Source organism: Arthrobacter sp. PvP023, assembly GCF_017832975.1.
Lineage (GTDB): Bacteria > Actinomycetota > Actinomycetes > Actinomycetales > Micrococcaceae > Arthrobacter.
The window spans coordinates 2,992,182-3,010,544 of record NZ_JAFIBI010000001.1; the positions used below are offsets into that span (position 1 = coordinate 2,992,182).

The following is an 18,363-nucleotide window of genomic DNA, read 5'->3' on the forward strand; positions in this document are numbered from 1 at the left end:
ACATGTTCTATTGCCGAACGACACATTCAGGGTTTAGCTTGGCTGTATGAAACGGGACACAGTCGGGTCGAGTGCACACTTGACCCTGCAGAGCGTCCGGAACTTCCGGAGCATCGGTGGTCTGCACGTCCGCGGAGGATCCCGTCTCGCTGAAGGACTTGTGTACAGGAGCGGACATTTCGGGTCCGCGACGAGCCAGGACCGGGAGCTGCTGCGGGCTGCGGGCCTGCAGTTCATTGATCTGCGTAACCCGTGGGAATCGCACGCCGAAGACCGCAGCGTTCCCGCCTGGAAGGGCGTCCAGACGCCCCTTCAATCCAAGGACGGCAGGGATGCCGTTCTCTGGTCGGCGGTACGGGAAGGCCGGCTCACCGAACTGGCCGATACCCTCACCGCCGAAGAAGCTGAAGAAGCGATGCACCGCCTCTACGCGAATGACATAGCCGGCAACCCTTCAGTATTTGCCACTTTCCTCAGCTCCCTGGCCACCGGCGACCTGCCCGTGGTCGTCCACTGCTCGGCAGGAAAAGACAGGACCGGCTGGGCCATAGTCGTGCTTCTGACCGCTTTGGGTGTACCCGAATCCGTAATCCGCGATGACTACACCCAAAGCTCTTTGCCCGAAAACCAGTACCTCATCCGCAACACTGCAGGGGACGTCCCACCCATCGACAAGCACCTGCGCACCGCCATCACGCCCCTGCTGGAAGCCCGACCCAGTTATCTCGAAGCCGCTTGGCGCAGCGTCGAAAACACCTGGGGAACGCGTCGTTCCTACCTGGAAGACGGCCTCGGGCTCACCCCGGCACTCCGCCAAAAACTCCAAGCCCGGCTCCTCGTCTGAGGACCCCCGCCACGGCTACGGCCGTCCTTTGTGAAAGAGAAATCCCATGATTGATAACGTCAGCGAGTTGCCGGCAACGATGCCGTTCAACACTCCTGCACCGCAACCAGGTCACCTCCGCTCCAACAAACTCGGCGTCTTCGCCATCGCCTTTTTCGTCATCGCCGCCGCAGCGCCGATGGCAGCGGTCGTCGGAACCGGTCCTGTTGTTTTCGCCTCTGTAGGAGGCGCAGCCCCACTCATCTACGCCATTGCAGCTCTGCTCATCGCTCTGTTCTCGGTCGGGTACCTGCGGATGAGCCGATTCGTCATCAACGCCGGCGGCTTCGTTGCCTATATCGCCAAAGGCCTCGGCACGCCCTGGGCCACAGCAGGTGCCGGGTTGGCGGTGCTGATGTACCTGAGCCTGCAGGTAGGGCTATGGTCGCAGTTTGGGGTGTTCGCCGGGCAGCTGCTTGAGAGCCTCACAGGACTCGCCGTTCCCCCGGTCGTCTGGATCATCGTGCTGCTCGTCATCACCACGGCACTGACCATGCGGGGCATCGACGCGAGCATCCGGCTCCTTGCTGTCCTCATCATCGGCGAAACCCTCGTCGTCGCAGCCCTGGTCATCGCGCTCGTAGCCAGCAAAGGCCCGGAGGTCTTCTCGGTTTCCGGTTTCACGGCCGAAAACCTCTTCAGCCCGGGCCTGGGCATCGCTTTGCTGTTCGCGTTCCTGTGCTTCACCAGCTTCGAAGCCACTGTCGTGTTTTCCGAAGAGGCAGTTAACCCGCGCAAAACCATCCCGCGGGCCCTCTACGCCGTGATCGCCTTCGTTGGCATCTTCTACACCCTCTCCATCTGGGTTATCGGTGGCGCCATCGGCGTCGACAACATCCAGCAGACCGCCACGGAAGACCCGGCAGGTTTCATCTTCAGCCTGGCCAGCGCCAGCGGCGGCGACGCCCTGAGCATGTCCATGCAGATCCTGGTCGTCACCAGCTACCTGGCCATGCTGCTGGGCCTGATGAACATGTTCGCCCGCTACCTCTTCGCCCTGAGCCGCGCCGGCGTCCTGCCCACCCGACTCGCCGCAGTCTCCAAAACCGGAAGCCCCTCCCCCGCAGCCCTGACCAACGGCATCGCCGTGGGCATCGTCGTTGTCGCCTTCCTGCTCTTCGGCGCCGACCCCATCACGGTCGTTTTCGCCTGGTTCAGCGCCCTGGCAACCGCGGCGTTCATCACCATCCTGATCGTGACGTCCATATCGATCGTCGTGTTCTTCGTCCGGACTAAAGACTCATCCAACATCTGGGCGACCAAAATCGCCCCTGTACTCTCCACGCTGATCCTCTCCTACATCGGATACGTAACCATCGAGAACTACGACTCACTCATCGGCCCAGACAACGCCGCCGCCAAGTGGCTGCTCATCCTCATTCCGGTCCTGATCGTTGCCGGCCTGGCATTCGGCAAGGCCAAACGCAGCATCGACTACGCCAAAGAGAACGTCTAACTCCTGCCCCGTAACGGCCCCGAACACGGCAGAGATCCACATTTGCTTGGAAGGACCACAGAGTGAGTACTGCGTACACGAATGGAAAAATCTACACGGTCAACCCTGACCAGCCCTGGGCAGAAGCCTTACTGGTCGAAGACGGGTTAATAGTGGCCATCGGAACTGGTGAGGACATCCGGACCAGGATTACTGAGGACACCGAGATCGTGGACCTGGAAGGTCGGATGATGATGCCAGGCATCCACGATGCACACCTGCATCTGCTGTTCAGCGGCCTCAAATTCCGGTTCGAACCAAGACTGAGTCCCGGTGGTGACCAACAGCGGGTCATCGAAGACATCCGCTCATGCAACTGCAGCGGCCCCGTCGAAGCAGACGGCACCAGCTGGGTCCTGGGCGGGGACTTCTTCCCACCGGATCTGGGACCCAACGGCGTCACCAAGGACTTCCTGGACGAGGCCTTCCCTGATCAGCCAGTCTTCCTTTACGACTACACGATCCACCACGGCCTGGCGAACTCGAAAGCCCTCGAATTGGCCGGGATCTCCGAGGACATCACCGACCCGCCCGGCGGACGCTACATCCGCGACGAAGCCACCGGCACACTGACCGGTGAGATGGTGGAACAGGCCCGCTGGCCCGTTCTCCGGTCGATTCCGGACTACTCCCGCACCACCAACGCCGAAGCCATCGCGTGGGCGGTTTCGGTCTGCCATGAATTCGGCATCACCTCGGTGCAGGAGGCATCCGCCTCCCCGCAAGCCTTGCAGGCATTCCGCGATCTGGATCAGGAAAACCAACTCAAGATCCGTATCGCGGCGCACCTGGTGTGGCGCGACGAAGGCTTCGGCATGGCCACCCTCGACGCCCTCGAAACCACCATCAAATCAAGAGACGAGTGGGCCTCACAACACGTCGACACACGATTCATCAAAGTCTGGCTGGACGGAGCACCCTTACCGCCAAACTTCACTCAGGCCGACCTGGCTGAAGACGGGACGGTTGATGAAACCAACATCCTGGTTCCCGAAGAGGAATTCGTGACCAGACTCGCTGAATTCGACGCCGCCGGCCTCACCGTCAAAATCCACTGCGCCGGTGAAGGATCCACGCGCCGGGCCCTGGACGCCATCGAAAAAGTCCGCACGGCCAACGGACCCGACGGCCCGCGTCACGAAATCGCACATGCCGGGTTCATCAGTCCCAGCGACTACGGACGCCTCCAAGAACACAACGTTGTCGCCGAAATGTCCCCGGCCATCTGGCACGTGCCCGAATACGGACTGACCGATTACTACCACTTCAACTCCGTACTCAAGAACGATGCCCACATGACCGTCGGATCCGATTGGATCATCACCTCCGATCCCAACCTCTTCCCGGCACTTCAGGGCATGCTGCAGCATGCCAGCGAATCCATCGACCTGCCGGCCGCCCTTGAAGCGATGACCATCAGCGGCGCCCGGGCCGTCAACCAGCAAAAACACCAAGGCTCCCTTGAAGTTGGAAAAACAGCCGATTTCATCGTCCTGGACCGGAACCTCTTTGACGTACCCGTCGATGAAATAGGAGCCACCCAAGTGCTGCGCACCGTCTTCGAAGGAGAAACGGTATTCCACAGGCAGTGAGCTGGCACACGTCGAGGGCACGACCATGACCGCTGACCGTCGTCGTGCCCTCACCCCCAGAACCACCCATTTCGCCTAAGCGGGCAGTCCGTGGACGTACCCACGGCTGCCCCTCACGTGAGGATTACACATGGACAAGTCTTCAGTCGCTATTGTCACCGGCGGAGGTACGGGCATTGGCGCCGCCACCGCAGCAACGCTTCGAAACCAGGGGTGGGACGTTGTCATCTGCGGCCGACGCCCCGACGTCCTGAACGAGGTAGCCCGGAGCACAGGATCACATCCTGTCATTGCCGATGTTTCCTCAGATACCGACATGAAGCGACTCGTCACCGAAACCATCGCCCGGTTCGGAACCCTCAACGGCTTGGTGCTCAACGCTGGTATCGTCCGCCCAGGTGCAGCCGGGGACCTGAACGATGAGGACTGGGACGCCATGCTCAGCACGAATCTGACAGGACCGTTCTACCTGCTCCGCGCCGCCCTGCCGCACCTCCTGGACACCAAAGGAGCCATTGTCGGCGTCGCCTCCGCCGCTGCACTGCGGGCCACAGCAGGTATCGCCGGCTACGACGCCACCAAAGCAGCTTTGGCCATGCTGATCCAAACCGTCGCCATTGACTACGGACCGGACGGCGTCCGAGCCAACTCCGTATGCCCGGGTTGGACCCGGACCGAAATGGCAGACATGGAAATGAGCGAATTCGGTTCCGAACTCGGAGTCAGCCGCGAAAACGCCTATGAGCTGGCAACAGCCTTCGTTCCCACCCGACGCCCTGGGCACTCGTCCGAAGTCGCCGCCCTTATCGCCTGGCTACTGTCGGATCAAGCGTCCTACATCAACGCCGCCACAATCCCTGTCGATGGCGGGCTAGTGGCTGTTGAACCAGGCGCGATCGCCTTCGACCCGAGAGTGACAGTTACCTCCAACAGCCAGAGCAGCGGATCCCCGGAAATAGCCACACCCATTGCCGCAGCACGATAGGGCAAGCCCGCGGCACGGAACACCCCACAGGGGAAAAGAACGGATCACTCCCGCCCACCTGCAGTAGCAACGCAAACTTGGGGAATACGGGCCCATCCGCAGGCAGTACGAGCCGATCCGCGGCCGTAAGTGTGGACAGTGTCCACACCCCCAAATCGGGGTGATAGTGACGTGCTGGGGCTGACGGAATCTTCACTGCGGGAGGTGGAAGGCTAGCCAAGCTGTTTGTGTATGGCTGATCCGTCGCCGTGGAAGATCAGGATTCGGCTGTGGCCGTCGATCCAGACCCAGAAGTAGCTGGCATCCTCACTGATTTCGTCTACGCTGCCGTGTTCGGGTGCGAATCCACTCCTTTTGACGATGATTCTGTCGCCGGGGTTGAAGTGTATCCAGTTGTGATAGCTCAGCGGGACGGCTCCGGCTGTAACCGTTGGCAGATCGGCCATTTGTAGTTCGGCAATCATCGTTGCTCCTTTCGTCAGTTGCTTCCGGCATGTCGCGGAGCTTCGGTTCGGACGCTTCAGGACCTGGCTGACACATGGGCCGGCAGAGTTCCTTGGCGAGTACGGATATAGGGAAGCGGGGCGTGCATTGTGCACGCCCCGCCCGTTTCCTTTAGTACTGCTAGGTCAGTTCTGGGGTACTCCCTACATGCTTCGGGGCTGGGGACTCCTGCTCGGGGGCGTTGTCTTCGCTGTCCTGGAGACGGGCCTTTTTCTGAAGCCGCTTTGCCCATGCTGAGGTCACGATCGGGCAGAGCACAGCGGAGACGACGACTGATGCTGCGACGAGGACGGTGGCGTGGTCAGCGGCCGGGGCGTAGACGGGGTTGGCTGTGGCGATGATGGCAGGGACAAGCGCTGCGTTGCCGGCTGTGGTTGCCGCGGCGAGGCCTGCTACGCCGTCACCACCGGTGAGTTTGTCGGCGAGCAGCAGCACGGCGCCTCCGACGAAAACCACGAACAGGCCAAGGGCGATGCCGAGTAGGCCGGCTTCGACGACTGCGTTGAGGTTGATGGTCAGGCCGAGGGCTAGGCCCAGAAACGGCACCATTGCCGGTACCAGAGGGGCCAGGAGATGCCGCATGTTTTTATCGAGGTTCCCGAGGAGCATGCCCAGTGCCAGCGGGAGAATGGCGCCGACGAGTGCCTGCCAGGGGAAGGCGGACAGGCCGGCGATGCCGAGGGTAACCATGGTCAGGAAGGGGCCGGATTCGAGCGAGAGAATCGAATAGGCTCCGGCGTCGCGTTTGCGGCCGAACTGGCCCATGAGGGAAATGTAGAGCCCGCCGTTGGTGTCGTTCAGGGCAGCGACGAGTGCGAGGGTGGACAGGCCGGCGAGGATTCCGGAGTCGATCGGCGCTTCACCCAGGAAGCGTCCGGCGATGACGCCGATGAGGATCGCGAAGAGGATTTTGGAACCGAGCAGCACACCGCCCTTTTTCAGGATGTAGGGCGTGGATTTGACCTCGAGTGTCGCGCCGAGGCAGACAAAGAACACGGCCAGCAGCGGAGCCAGGCCGGTGAAGAAGGCCCCTGTGAAGGAGCCAAAGAACTTACCTGCGTCCGGCGCCAGGGTGTGGATGACGGCACCGATGCCAAGTGGCACCAGCATCATCCCTCCGGGGACCTTCTCCAGAGCTTTCTTGATGGGAATCGACATTGATTTCTCCTATTGAATAGCTGAGTGGTTGGGAACTGCGGTTCGGACCGTCAGTTCCGTTGTTGGGTTGGGTTAGCCGAGGCCTGGGATGAGCAGGACTTTGCAGGCGTCTCCGGTGAGCAGTTCGACGGCTTCGTCGATTTCGCTGAGTTTTTTGCGGTGGGTGATGAGCCAGTCGAGGTCCAGCTTCCCGGAGTCCAGCAGCAGCAGGCTTTGTTCCCAGGTTTCCCAGAGCCGGCGTCCGAAGATGCCGCGAAGGGTGATGCCTTTTTTGTTGATGTAGGCGGCGATGTCGACTTCGGCGGGGCGGCTGGGGTGGCCGACGGTGATGACGGTGGCTTCGCGGCGGACGGCTTCGAAGAGTGTTGTCAGGGTGCCGGGCGCTCCTGAGCATTCGAAGGCGACGTCGAAGCCGCCGCGGCGGCCGGTCAGTTCGCGGCAGCGTTCGATGATGCCGTCGTTGGGGTGCAGGGCCGTCGCACCGAGTTTCTCGGCTTGGGCGCGCCGGTAGGGGTTGGGGTCGACGGCGATGACATGGCTGGCGCCCATGAGCAGTGCCAGGTTCACGACGACGAGGCCGACCGGGCCTGCGCCGCTGACGAGCACGGCCCGGCCTGCGACGGAGTAGTTGGAACGCTGGATGGCGTGCACGGCAACCCCCGCGGCTTCAAGCAGGGCACCGGATTCGAGGGACAGGCCGGTGGGGAGCTTGACGCAGATGTCCTGCGGGACGGCGGCGTACTCGGCGAAGACGCCGTCGATGTGCATGCCGAGGATGCCGGTGCGTTCGCAGGTGTGCGCATCCCCGGTGCGGCAGGGGAAGCATTGTCCGCAGGTCAGGTGGCTTTCGAGGGCAACCTGGTCGCCAACCTGCAGTCCGGTGACGCCGGGGCCGACCTCGACGATGGTTCCTGCGCCTTCGTGGCCGAGGATGACCGGGAGGTTGAGGTTGAACGCCTGGGCAGAGGGGGTCCATTCGTAGAGTTCGCGGTCGGTGCCGCACAGGGACGCGGCTCCTACTTCGATGACGACGGTGCCTTCTGTTGCTTTGGGGTCGCCGGCGTCGGCGACGTAGGTGACGCCTCGCTCTGCTGCGTTCTTGACTACTGCCCGCATGGGGGCCGCCTTTCGTTGGTTCTGGTGATGCGTGGAGGATGGTGTTGGGGTATCAGCTGGGGAGCTGGCCGGCGAAGCGGCGCAGGATGTCGGTCGGGCCGACCTGTCCGCCTTTGAGCAGGAGCCTGCACCCTCCGACAGCGGAGGCGCCGTCGGCCTGCAGGATCGGGCCGGCTGTGACGAACTGGTCGGAAACTCGCAGCTGGCGTACACCCATGGCGATGAGTGCGTGGCTGGAGGTGTCGCCGCCGCAGACGGCGATGTCGCGGGTTAGACCCGTGTCGGCCATCCGGGCGGCGACCCCGCCGATGAGCGTGCCGACATAGCCCGCGTCCACCGGTTTACCTGTGCCGTAGCGGGGATCCGCCGAACCCCTCGTGGTGTGGACAACAACGTTCCTGCCCGCCCGGAGGGCCGCGGAAACCTGCTCGTCGAGGGCCGACACGAGCGTGCTGTCATCGCGCTGCAGCAGTTCGGCCGGTACGGGAACGTCCTCCCAGCCATTGGAGATGGCGTCGTTGATTTGTTCCGCCGTGGTGCTGGAGGCTGAAGCGCTGACGGCCAGCACCGGTCCGGACGGGCGCTGTGGCCCGGGGGTACGGGGCGCCTGGTCCGAAACGGACCGTGCCAGGGCTGCCATGATGCCGCCGGATCCGACGACGATGGATGGGCCGTGGCCGTGTTCTTCCCGGGTAAGGGCTTCTGCGACGGCGTCCATCTGGTGTTCGTCCACGGCGTCGACGACGTAGGCCTGCGCCCCGGGTTCCCGCCTCCGGTCCGCCCAGGCGTCCTTGAAGCTGCCGTCCTCATAGGCGGGCAGGTGGATCGCCCCGGGCACCCGGGTGCCGCCGAGCTGTTCGGCCAGGACCTGGCGCAGGTCCGCCTCGGCCATGGGCGTGGACGGGTGCCGTGACATCACCGGATGGCGGTCCAGCCGGTAGATCTTGCCTGCGTAGGTGGCGTAGTGATTGCTGAAGGCGGTGTAGCGGCCGAAGCCGGGCTGGGCCGGCACCACGGGAATGGGGCCGTGCAGGGGGAATTGCTGATGAAGTAGCTGGATCCCGCGGCCGATGCTTCCCACAGTGGTGGAGCTGTCGAACGTGGAGCAGACCTTGTACAGCAGCACGTCCAGATTCAGGGCCGCAATCCCGGCAAGGTCCCGGGTGACCAAGGTGTCGAACGCTGTTCCCGACAGGGAGCGTGCCGGTCCTGCGAACCCGACGACGTCGGTGTCCGTGGGCAGCGGCGCGTCCCCGATGACGAGGGCTGCTTCCAAGCCGTAGCGGTGGGACTGGGCCAGGACGTCAGCGGCTCCGGTGAGGTCATCCGCGACGAAACCGAAAGCAGGCATCTCAGGCACCTTTCCCGAAAGTCTGAACGGCGTGCAGGAGAGCATCGTCCCCGGTTTGAGCGAGTTTGTCGGCTGCCGTCTGCAGCGGCACCCCTTCCACGGCTGCTTCCCACGCCTGGCGCAGACTCCGCACTCCGGCACCGGGACCGTCCGGGTGGGCGGCGACCCCGCCGCCGGCCAGCATCATCAGGTCCGTAGAACCCACCGCGTCGAATGTGGGACCGGGAGTGGTGACATTCTGCCCTGAGGACAACACAGGCAGCGGTGCAATGGTCTGCCCGAGGGGTTCGAGCAGGCTGCGGATGTTGGCAGCGACCTCTTCGTCCAGCTCGTAAAACTTACTGCCCAGCCCGCTGGCATGCAGATGGTCGGCGCCGGCAAGACGGGCCATCTGCTGCCAGACCCGGTAATCCATGCCCAGGGCCTTGGACCGCATCGAGGCCGCGAGGCCGGCACGGTGGCCATGGATCGGTACCTCCGCGAAGGTGCGGAGCAAAGCCAGGGCGGGCATTCCCATCACGGGGATGTTCAGCATCACGCAAGTGCCGCCGGCTGCAACAACCATATCGTGTCGCTTCTGCAGCCCGGCGAGGTCACCGGTGATGTTGAAGGCATACATGGTGGAGTGGCCGGTAACCTGCTCGGCGGCGCGGATTTCCTCGGTAGCGACCGCGACCCGGCGTTCCAAGGGCAGGTACGCCGGATCAGTCATCAGCTCGTCGTCCTTGATCAGGTCAATGGACGCCATCGCCAGATCCCGGACCACCAGACGGAACTCCTCTTCCGAGAGCCCGACATTGGGCTTGACGATGGTGCCGACCATCACGCCCTGAACGTCACTGATCAGTTTGCGCGTCCCCTCGATGCCGAAGGCCGGCCCCGGGTGGGCTGCGACGAAGTCCTCTGGCAGCTCAATGTTTTGGAGCCGGCAAGCATACAGATCGCCCAGCTCGAAGAGATTGCCTGCAATGGCAGTCTGCAAGGTCGCCAGGTCGGTTCCGACGTTCTCCATCGGGAAGTCGACGGTTACCAATGCAGCGCGGACTTTTTCCGGGTTGGCCCGTGACGGCAAGGAAGGCCGGCAAAAACCAAGCTCCTGCACATCGGATATCCGGGCGGCGTGCCGTTCCCGGATCCGGGCGGATTCGCCCGGGACCGGCAGGAAGGTGCCGCTGGACTGCTCGCCCGCCATGATGGCGGCGGCCTTCCCGGGGTCAATCTCGGACTCTAGGTAGTAGGTGCAACGCACCGAGCGCGGGTCGCGCATGGATTCTCCAATTCGAGGGGGGTTTGAAACTCACGTATCCGACTGTCACCTGCAGGTACTTTCACTTCGCTCACGCGCCGATGCGGGCTCAAGCAGGTGACTCGCACTTCGGGTCCATGGCGTCTCCTGTGACCCCAAGCCCGAAGTTGTACGTACCTTTGATACGTACAATAATAGGTGGTGTAGGTCACGTCAAGCCCGGCTGATAACACTGCAGCCCGCCAGGACGCGGCGGGAGGGCTAAGATTTGCTCAGTGGCAAAGGAGTTGTGAGTTTGGAACCAGCAGAAACAGCGTCGGAGCCGGCGGGACGCAGCGGTGGTCTAAACCGGGAAGCCGGAGGCCCGCTCCATGCACAAATCCGGGACATCCTGCACCGGCAGATCGTGGACCTTGCACTGTCCCCGGGCTCCTCTCTGCCCACTGAAGAGGAACTGCAAAGACGGTTCGGGGTTTCCCGCAGCGTCGTGCGTCAGGCCCTGTCAGGCCTTGCTGACCTCGGCCTGATCCGACGTCAGCGCGGCCGCGGCAGCGTAGTGGCCGCAACGCCCGTCCTTCGACGTCACGTTCAGCGCGCGGGCGGCCTGGACGAACAGGCGGCCGCGCACGGCCAGCGCCTGCGCACCCATGTCCTCAGCGTGGAACCATCCGAGCCACCGCAGGCAGGCATCGAGGCCCTGAACACCACCAATACCTGGAAAATTGAGCGGGTCCGCTACCTTGACGATCTTCCCGTTGCCTTCATGTGCACCTGGGTCCCGCGCGACTTCTTCCCGCACTTCACCGTAGAGCTGCTCGAAGACGCGTCACTTCTGAGCCTGATGCGCGACCACGGTTACCACCCTGCCGGGGGCCCCCGTCAGGTCCAGGCCGTGTCCTCAGATCCTGACCTGGCGCGGAAACTCAACATCAACACGCGGGAACCGCTGCTCCTGCTCCAAGGGGTAACCCGTGACGCTCTCGGCCATGGTCTCGAATGGTTCAATGTCTGGCACAGCCCCAACACCGTCTTCGACGTCGATGCACAAGTTACGACCCAGCCCGGGCGCGTCTCCCAAGAGCACATCCGCCGCCTGCGCAAACTGACCCAGCAACTTGAGTCAGAACTGGCCAACCTTGAACGAGGCGAACGCTAAGAATCACTTGGCAGTGCAGATAACTTCTGACTTTGGTGCAGACGATTCCTGAAACTGATACCCGCCCGGGCACAAAAAATGGTACGGATCAGGTCTTAGGTGCGGTGCAGAGTCTCGCAACTCAAATGTTTCGAATCCCACGCCCTGCAAAAACTCGAAGCCCGGTTCCCCGAGTTGCGCTCCGGCCCCTCACACCCAGCGGTGACTCCGCTGTCAGAATGACGCCAAAATCTGACAGACACATCAACTGCCGGACGCGATAATCGGCCTCACGGCGGACACCGTGGATGAGCGGGTGAAAATAATTCACAAGATAACCGCGGGCGAGGTCGCCGAGCAAGCCAGGACGCACTGGGACGACGCGCTGGACGGAAGCTCATACTGACGGAATCATCAATGCCCGCGGGGAATCGGTCGCAAATCAGAGAAGATTTTCACCGCCGGAGAAGGTCATGTTGCCCACGCCCTGAACGACAATGAAGAGATAACAAGCACCAAACCGTCGACCGAGCAGGTAAGGAGCGCGCCGGCCCACCAACGGCCACCAACAAAAAAGGCCCCCCAAGGGGCCCTCATGTGAACAGTTTGGCCACACTCAGGGGCCCACAAGCCCCTGAACAGGGAAAACACGTGCCCGAGGTGGGACTCGAACTGCATTCCAACCCTTGCAGACACTGGGAAGTCCCGAAAACATGCCGAGTACGACTCAGTCCGGCACTGGTACGGGCCAGTCGGACGGCAAGAGTGTGCACAATGTGCACACGCTCTTTTCCAAACTTCGATGCCCGATCCAACCGGCTCGCGCGCCCGCAGAGGCGCCGGAGTCCGCTAACTCGGTTGATCCAGAACCAGTCCCCCGCGTTCTCGTCTCGCCCTCCCCTTACCGGCTGGTCGGCTACGACGACATCCCAGAATGGCTAACACGCAAAGGCAAAGCCAGGGTGTGCCAGCTGAGGCCAGAACGACGAAAGGTCCAATATCGGCGTTCAACGCAGGCCTGGGCCAGGAGGCGCTTCGCTAAATCTTGCTGATCCACATCAGTCGCCATGGGATCTCATGGTTCCGCTCATGATCAGGCCTCCGCCAGGCAACACCCGGCGTGTCAGGCCAGCCCCGGATCCACCGTTATTCAGACAGTCCCGCACGGTTCCCACACCGGGAGGTCCTCCGGATGTGGGCCGTCGATTAGTTTTTGAAGACTTCCTTGGCGACCATGATTGCCTGCATGGCCTTGGGCCAGCCGGCGTAGAAGGCCAGGTGGATGATGGCTTCTTTGAGTTCGGTTTCTGTCAGTCCGTTGACCTGGGCCCGGGCGAGGTGTCCGCGGAGCTGATCGGTGCTTGCGGTGGTGACCAGGCTGGCAACCGTGATGAGGCTGCGGTCCCGTGGGGAGAGTTCGGTGCGCTCCCAGATATCTCCGAAGAGTACGCCGTCGGTGAGCTCGACGAGTTTGGGGGCGAAGTCGCCGATGAGCTGTTGGGCGCGGGTCTGGTTCGTGTCGGTCATGGGAACGGTCCTTCCGGGTGAATGACGGCTTGATGCTTTGGCGTGAGGTCAGGTTTGAAGGAGGCCGGTGCGGCGAAGCCACGAGTCGACGTCCGCCCCTGCGTTTAGGACTTCCTCGCCCCGTATGGCGAGCCCTTCGGCGATGACGGCGCCTGGGCAGGAGCGGGCGTAGTCACGTTCTGTGGTTCCCAGCGCGCTCATGGCGTGGGTGGTGACGGGATGGATGGTCTTGCCGGTGAAGTCGTGGCTTTCGACGAATGTGGTCATGATCATCGGTGCCCTGACGTTCCAGATTCCGCTGGCAAGGAGCACTGTGTCGTATTGTCCGATGTCGGCCAGCGGGGTGGTGATGGCGGGCCGGGCATCAATGTTCTGCTCGCGGACGTTCCTTGCCACCGTGGCGTCGTAACCGTCCGGGTAGGGTTCTGCCGCCTCGATCCGGTGAACGTCGCAGCCTGTCCGGTCCCGGATCATGCCGGCGAGGACTTCGGTGTTGCCGACGATGAGGTTGGTCCGTCCGCCGTTGTAGTAGTTCTCCCCTGCCCGTGAAAAGTACACCAGCAGGATTCGGCTGGTGTTTCCCGGGGGCACGGGGGGATTCGGTGCCGGGCGGCCGTCTTGTTTAGGCATGGTGGTGGTTTCCGGGTCAGTTTTTCGTGGGGCGCATCCCGATATGGCGGCGCCGGTAAGGGTGCTGGCCAGCGCTCCGGCCCCAATTTTGAGCATGGAGCGCCGGCCAACGACGTGCAGTGTGGTCATGGTGGCTGGGATCAGTCGATCCGTCGTCCGCCGAGCCAGCTGACCATGGCGGGGTCGCGGTGGTCGAAGAAGAGGCTGGCCCCTGTGTCCAGGGCGGCGATCTGCTGCATCTGCGTGTCGGTCAGTGTGAAGTCGAAGACGTCCAGGTTCTGGGCCATGCGCTCCGGCCGGACAGATTTGGGGATGACTACGATGCTGCGCTGGATGAGCCAGCGCAGGACAACCTGGGCGACTGATCTGCCGTGGGCCTGGGCGATGGCTCTCAGAACCGGGTCGGTGAACAGGTTGTTCTTTCCTTCGGCGAAGGGACCCCAGGATTCAATCTGGACGCCGCGTTCGCGCATCAGCGCCTGGTCGGTTTCGCGCTGGTGGAACGGGTGGGTTTCGATCTGGTTGACGGCGGGGATGATCTCGTTGTGATCGATGAGGTCCACGAGCCGGTCGGGGTGAAAGTTCGAGACACCGATGGCGCGGGCGTGGCCTTCCTTGTTGGTCTCCTGCAAGGCCCGCCATTCGCTGTAGTAGTCGCCCAGGGGCTGGTGGATCAGGTACAGGTCGACGTAGTCGAGGCCGAGCCGGTTCAGGGAGTTCTCGAAGGCACGTTTGGTCTCGTCCTGGACGTTCCCGGCGGGTGCGTGCTGGATCCAGAGTTTGGTGGTGACAAACAGTTCGTCGCGGGCGATTCCGCTGGCCTTGATCGCTGCGCCCACGGCTGCTTCGTTGAGGTAGGAGGCCGCCGTGTCCAGGTGCCGGTAACCGGCTTCGAGGGCAGCTTCGACGGCGGCCTGGGTTTCCTCGTCGGGGATCTGGAAGACGCCAAAGCCCAGGATAGGCATTTCGACGCCGTTGTTCAGGGTCACGGTTTGCATGGTTTTCCTTCGGGTGGATGGAGGCTCGGGATCTATCGGGTTGCTTGTTGGTGGGCTGCTGCGTAGTCGGTGTCACTGACGGGTTCAAGCCATCTGGCGCTTTGTCCGTTTTCGTGTTCGACCATGGCCAGATGTGTCATTAGGCTCTCGGGTGCAGCACCGTGCCAGTGTTCTTCTCCTGCAGGAGTGTGGACTGTGTCCCCCGGCCGCATGAGGATGACGGTGCCATCACGTGTTGCCACGATCCCGGCACCCTCGGTGCAGTGCAGGGTTTGCCCGAGCGGATGGGAATGCCAGTTGGTCCGCGCTCCCGGAGTGAAGTGCACCAGCGCGGCAATGAGCCGCGATGGTGACTCCCCCGCGTGGAGGGGGCTGAGATAGACCGCTCCGGTGAACTTCTCGGATGGCGCCTTCGTAGGGGGTACGTGCTCATTCAGTTTCATGGTGTCTTCCGTCGATCGTTGCGTAGCGTCATGGAGGCCAGGACGAGCAGGACGAGGATGGCGGCGGTCCAGCCGAGGCTTGTGCGCAGGCCATCCATGAAGCCCTTTCCGGTCAGCAGCGCACCGAAGACTGCGACGCCGAGTGAACCTCCGACTTGCCGTGCGGTGTTGACGACGCCGCTCGCTGTGCCGGCGCGTTCGGCCGGCACGTGGTCCATGACCAGGGCGATGATCGGCGGGACGGTGAAGGACCCGCCGACGCCGACCGGCACCATCACCGCCGCGACGAGCAGCACCGGGCTGTCCGCCGGGAGGATGCAGAGCCCGGCAAGGCCCAGGGCCATGATCAGCTGCCCTGCCGCGATCATGGCAACCTGCCCGAAGCGGGCCATTAGCCGGGCTACCAACGGGTTGAGCAGGGCAACGAGTGCTGTCATGGGCAGGAACAGCAGGCCGGTCTCCAACGCCGTGGCGCCGCGCTGCTGCTGGAAGTACAGGCTTTGCAGGAAGACGACGCCGTAAAAGGCCGCCATTGTTGCCACGGCAACGCCAAGCGTGGTGGAGACGGTGCGGGAACTGAAGATATCCATGGGAAGCATCGGAGCCCGGGCCTTGACCTGCACCACCAGAAAGACCACGAGTGCAGCTGCGCCCACTGCGAAGACGGAAAGGATCGCAGGGCTCCCATAACCGGCGGAGGCGCCCTCGATGATGCCGTACGTCAGGCTCGCCAGGGCCAGCACAGCGCTGATCTGCCCGGCCCAGTCGAAGGGCATCGGACGCCGTGGTGACCTGGCGACCCGCGCCAGGACCAGCAGAGCCAAAGCCCCGACCGGCAGGTTGACCAGGAAGATCAGCCGCCAGTCGATAACGGTGAGTAACCCACCAAGAACCGGCCCGGCAGCAGCGGCCACGGAGCCGCCCAAACCCCAGTAGACAATGGCACGGCCGCGCTGCACAGCGTCGTGGTAGGCCTCCCGGATCAGGGCCAAGGAAGCCGGGGTGATCATTGCCGCCCCGATCCCCTGCAGGATTCGACCCGCCACCAGCAGTGGAAGGTTCGGGCTGAACGCACACGCAGCGGAGGCCAGCGTGAACAGGATCATCCCGATTCCGTAGGCACGTCGTGCACCGACGCCGTCGGAGAATGTTCCAGCGAAGAGCTGAAGCGCAGAAAACATCAGCGTGTAGCCGGTCACAACCCATTGGAGCCCGGCCAAACCGCCGCCGAGATCATCCCGGATTGCCGGCAGGGCGACGTTCACAATCTGGGCATCGAGGGCCACGACAAAAAAGCCCAGCATGGCCACCGCGAGAGAAGCGCGGGGCCGCGCCATCGTCACGGGAGGGCTGGCAGCAGACACAGGCATGGGGTCCTTTCGAAACCGGAGGAGAAGCTGATTCAAGAAAACCAGCCCTCTCACATACGTAGGAGTCCCTGTCGTACGGTGTACTGCCAGTACCTGTTAGCAGCACCCCCGGCCGTCGTAGCGTAGGGAAATGGACAACACCAAGGACGTCCGCGAGTTCCTTATGAGCCGCCGGGCGCGCATCACACCCACCCAGGCGGGGCTTACCGTCTTCAGCGGCACGCGGCGGGTCGCCGGGCTCAAACGCGAGGAAGTGGCCATGCTGACCGGCGTCAGCAGCGAATACTACGCGCGCCTCGAACGCGGGAACCTCCGGGGCGTGTCGGATTCGGTTCTGGACTCGCTGGCACGGGCATTGCAGCTGGATGAGGCAGAACGGGCACATCTGATGGATCTGGCAAAAGCCGCTGAACCCCCGCGGCCCGCAGGAGGCAGCCGCCGGGCCCGCGCTCAGGTCCGGCCCAGCGTCGAGCGGATCCTGACCGGGATGACAGGAACGCCCGCCTACATCCGTAATTCCAAGATGGAGATCATGGCCGCGAACGAGCTCTGTTTCGCGCTCTACACCGGCATCCTCAGCCCGGAGGTCCTGCCGCTCAACCTCGCCCGGTTTATGTTCCTCGACCCGCGTTCACAGGACTTCTTCGTCGACTGGAACACCCTCGCAGACGATTTTGCCGCCGCACTCCGCACGGAGTCCGGCCGCAACCCGCGCGACCGATACCTGAACAGCCTCATCGGCGACCTCGCCGCCGGCAGTACCGAGTTCTCCACGCGCTGGGCCCGGCACAACGTCCGCTTCCACCGCACAGCCCGCAAGACCATGCGCAATCCGCTCGTCGGGGAGATCGAACTTACCGGCGACGCACTCGACCTCCCCGGAGAAGGTCTGACCCTCATCGCGTACACCGCGGAACCGGGCAGCCATGCGGAGGAACAGCTTGCCTTCCTCGCCAGTTGGAGCAGCACCGGGAAGGTTCCGGTCAAACAGGACGCCAGCATCCCCGTTCTGCCCACGCCACCTCACAGCGATCTTTAGGCATACCGGGGCGCGGCCTGCAGTCCGGCCGGCTGGTCTCAGGCCGTGATCCACATCGACCCAGTTGTGCGCGTGTTCGCGCATCAGAGAAGGGTATGTCATGAGTACAAACAACGGCCCCACCCGGGTGGCATTGGTCACCGGGGCTTCCTCGGGGATCGGGGAGGCTACTGCCCGTGCCTTCCATGCGTTGGGCTTCAAAGTCGCGCTACTGGCCCGCCGTACCGAGCGGATTGAGGCCATAGCGGACGAACTCGGCGAACGAGCGGTTGCGGTGGCAGCAGACGTCACCGACAGGGAGGCCCTGGTCGCTGCGGCCGAACGGGTCAAGGCGGAACTTGGCAGGGTGGACATTCTCGTCAACAACGCCGGCCTCATGCTGCTGGGCCCGTTCGGCTCGGCGCAGCGTGACGACTATCGCCGGATGATCGAAGTCAACCTGCTCGGCGCCATCACCGCGACGGAGGTCTTCCTCGACCAACTTGTCGACGGTGGCGGCGACATCGTGAACATCTCCTCGGTCGCCGGACGCACCGCCCGTGCCGGGAACGGCGTGTACGCGGCAACGAAATGGGGACTGAACGGCTGGTCCGAGTCGCTGCGCCAGGAACTGTTGCCGGATGTACGTGTGACGCTCATTGAGCCCGGCGTAGTGGCGACCGAACTGCCGACCCACATCACCCACGAGGCGACAAACGCGGCGGTCAATGAGATGTACGGCAAGGCAACGGTGACGCCGGACGACGTTGCCGAAGTCATCGCGTTCGCCGTTCAGCGGCCGAAGCACCTGGCTATCAATGAGATCCTGCTGCGCCCGGCAACCCAGGCCTGACCAGACCACGTAAGACGCTGGGTAGAGCGGCCGGTAAACGCAACGCCGAGTCCCGATAA

The 18,363-nt window shown here is 63.3% G+C and carries 17 protein-coding genes; 7 read left to right on the forward strand and 10 right to left on the reverse strand.

Annotated features, from left to right (window positions below; genetic code table 11):
* The first annotated feature begins 79 nt into the window (after positions 1–79).
* The 4 genes from JOE31_RS13755 (at position 80) to JOE31_RS13770 (ending at position 4,955) form a co-directional block, all read left to right on the forward strand.
* Entirely contained in the window at positions 80–844 is a 765-nt protein-coding gene (locus JOE31_RS13755) for a tyrosine-protein phosphatase (protein WP_209745522.1), read from the forward strand.
* Positions 845–890: 46 nt separating this feature from the next.
* On the forward strand, positions 891–2,339 hold the full coding sequence (locus JOE31_RS13760) for an APC family permease (protein WP_209745525.1): 1,449 nt from the start codon (positions 891–893) through the stop codon (positions 2,337–2,339).
* A gap of 62 nt (positions 2,340–2,401) precedes the next feature.
* Positions 2,402–3,970, forward strand: a complete 1,569-nt coding sequence (locus tag JOE31_RS13765; RefSeq protein WP_209745528.1) for an amidohydrolase — start codon at positions 2,402–2,404, stop codon at positions 3,968–3,970.
* Positions 3,971–4,100: 130 nt separating this feature from the next.
* Positions 4,101–4,955 (forward strand): SDR family NAD(P)-dependent oxidoreductase, encoded by an 855-nt coding sequence (locus tag JOE31_RS13770; protein ID WP_209745531.1) that lies wholly within the window; start codon positions 4,101–4,103, stop codon positions 4,953–4,955.
* A gap of 212 nt (positions 4,956–5,167) precedes the next feature.
* On the opposite strand, the gene JOE31_RS13775 is transcribed toward JOE31_RS13770, so the two are convergent.
* From JOE31_RS13775 to JOE31_RS13795, 5 genes are all read right to left on the reverse strand, one after another.
* Positions 5,168–5,419 carry a hypothetical protein gene (locus tag JOE31_RS13775; RefSeq protein ID WP_245199188.1) on the reverse strand — a complete coding sequence of 84 codons (252 nt, stop codon included), beginning with the start codon at positions 5,417–5,419 and terminating at the stop codon, positions 5,168–5,170.
* A 160-nt stretch (positions 5,420–5,579) separates the two neighbouring features.
* Positions 5,580–6,617: a 2-keto-3-deoxygluconate permease gene (locus tag JOE31_RS13780; protein WP_209745534.1), complete on the reverse strand. Its 1,038-nt coding sequence runs from the start codon at positions 6,615–6,617 to the stop codon at positions 5,580–5,582.
* 72 nt (positions 6,618–6,689) lie between these two features.
* Complete coding sequence (locus tag JOE31_RS13785) at positions 6,690–7,733, reverse strand: zinc-binding dehydrogenase (protein WP_209745537.1); 1,044 nt, start codon at positions 7,731–7,733, stop codon at positions 6,690–6,692.
* 52 nt (positions 7,734–7,785) lie between these two features.
* Positions 7,786–9,084 carry a four-carbon acid sugar kinase family protein gene (locus JOE31_RS13790; RefSeq protein WP_209745540.1) on the reverse strand — a complete coding sequence of 433 codons (1,299 nt, stop codon included), beginning with the start codon at positions 9,082–9,084 and terminating at the stop codon, positions 7,786–7,788.
* 1 nt (position 9,085) lies between these two features.
* A complete protein-coding gene (locus tag JOE31_RS13795; RefSeq protein ID WP_209745543.1) occupies positions 9,086–10,351 on the reverse strand; it encodes a RuBisCO large subunit C-terminal-like domain-containing protein in 1,266 nt (421 codons plus the stop codon).
* A 268-nt stretch (positions 10,352–10,619) separates the two neighbouring features.
* Here JOE31_RS13795 and JOE31_RS13800 point away from each other — a divergent pair, with 268 nt between their 5' ends.
* Positions 10,620–11,486 carry a GntR family transcriptional regulator gene (locus JOE31_RS13800; protein ID WP_209745545.1) on the forward strand — a complete coding sequence of 289 codons (867 nt, stop codon included), beginning with the start codon at positions 10,620–10,622 and terminating at the stop codon, positions 11,484–11,486.
* Between the two features lie 1,185 nt (positions 11,487–12,671).
* On the opposite strand, the gene JOE31_RS13805 is transcribed toward JOE31_RS13800, so the two are convergent.
* The 5 genes from JOE31_RS13805 to JOE31_RS13825 form a co-directional block, all read right to left on the reverse strand.
* The gene (locus JOE31_RS13805) at positions 12,672–12,992 is read right to left on the reverse strand and encodes a carboxymuconolactone decarboxylase family protein (RefSeq protein ID WP_209745548.1); all 321 of its coding nucleotides are present in this window, start codon (positions 12,990–12,992) and stop codon (positions 12,672–12,674) included.
* A gap of 48 nt (positions 12,993–13,040) precedes the next feature.
* A complete protein-coding gene (locus JOE31_RS13810) occupies positions 13,041–13,622 on the reverse strand; it encodes a flavodoxin (RefSeq protein ID WP_245199189.1) in 582 nt (193 codons plus the stop codon).
* Positions 13,623–13,762: 140 nt separating this feature from the next.
* A complete protein-coding gene (locus JOE31_RS13815) occupies positions 13,763–14,620 on the reverse strand; it encodes an aldo/keto reductase (RefSeq protein ID WP_209745551.1) in 858 nt (285 codons plus the stop codon).
* Between the two features lie 32 nt (positions 14,621–14,652).
* On the reverse strand, positions 14,653–15,063 hold the full coding sequence (locus JOE31_RS13820; protein ID WP_209745554.1) for a cupin domain-containing protein: 411 nt from the start codon (positions 15,061–15,063) through the stop codon (positions 14,653–14,655).
* A complete protein-coding gene (locus JOE31_RS13825; RefSeq protein ID WP_209745556.1) occupies positions 15,060–16,433 on the reverse strand; it encodes an MFS transporter in 1,374 nt (457 codons plus the stop codon). Before JOE31_RS13825 ends, JOE31_RS13820 begins: the two co-directional genes overlap by 4 nt.
* Before the next feature lie 130 nt (positions 16,434–16,563).
* On the opposite strand from JOE31_RS13825, the gene JOE31_RS13830 reads away from it, so the two are divergent.
* Entirely contained in the window at positions 16,564–17,472 is a 909-nt protein-coding gene (locus JOE31_RS13830; RefSeq protein WP_209745560.1) for a helix-turn-helix transcriptional regulator, read from the forward strand.
* A gap of 100 nt (positions 17,473–17,572) precedes the next feature.
* Positions 17,573–18,304 carry an SDR family oxidoreductase gene (locus JOE31_RS13835; RefSeq protein WP_209745563.1) on the forward strand — a complete coding sequence of 244 codons (732 nt, stop codon included), beginning with the start codon at positions 17,573–17,575 and terminating at the stop codon, positions 18,302–18,304.
* Positions 18,305–18,363 lie beyond the last annotated feature (59 nt).